The following is a 739-nucleotide window of genomic DNA, read 5'->3' as shown; positions in this document are numbered from 1 at the left end:
GGGCAGCCCTGCCGGGCTCCAGCTCCACCAGTACGCGACCGGACGCTACACGGTTGACGTAGCCGGCGGCACGGTATGTGTGAGCGTTAACACCACTTACCCGGACAACGGCACCATCGCGGTCACCGTCGAGGAGACCGCGCCACCGGCCGGCCCCGGCCGACCCTGGACGCTGTCGCTGCGTGTGCCGCAGTGGTGCCGCACCTTCTCCGTGAGCGTGGCCGGACGGCGACTGGAGCACGCCACCGTCCAGGACGGCTGGCTGCGCCTGGAGCGCGACTGGGCGCCCGGCGACGAGGTGGTGCTCGACCTGCACCTGGATGTACGGCGTACCGCCGCGGACCCGCGGGCTGACGCGGTACGCGGCTGCGTCGCGATCGAGCGCGGCCCGCTCGTCTACTGCGTCGAGCAGACCGACCAGGACGGCGGCGGGCTGGACGACATCGTCCTCGCCCCCGACGCGGCCCCTCGCGAATCCTACGAACCCGGCCTGCTCGGGGGCGTCACCACCGTGACCGTCTCCGGGTACCGCCGCATCCTGCCCGCCACTGGCTGGTGGCCCTACCGCGACGCCGGCGGCCAGGCATCCGCCGACGCGGCCCCGCCGCCCGGGCAGGAGCTGGAACTCACCTGCATCCCCTACTACGCCTGGGCCAACCGGGAGGACGGCAGCATGCGCGTCTGGCTCCCCACCCACTGACCGGCCCCACCGCTTCCCCCCTCACACCCATCTCCACCA

General features: G+C 73.1%; 1 pseudogene. It reads left to right on the top strand.

The features are described from left to right. Nucleotides 1-700, top strand: a pseudogene (locus HCN08_RS34495) (beta-L-arabinofuranosidase domain-containing protein); the annotation flags it as partial. Nucleotides 701-739: the final 39 nt, after the last annotated feature.

The sequence above is a fragment of the Actinacidiphila epipremni genome, from assembly GCF_012034175.1.
GTDB classification, from domain to species: Bacteria; Actinomycetota; Actinomycetes; order Streptomycetales; family Streptomycetaceae; genus Actinacidiphila; species Actinacidiphila epipremni.
This window is presented reverse-complemented; position numbering and strand designations above follow the sequence as displayed.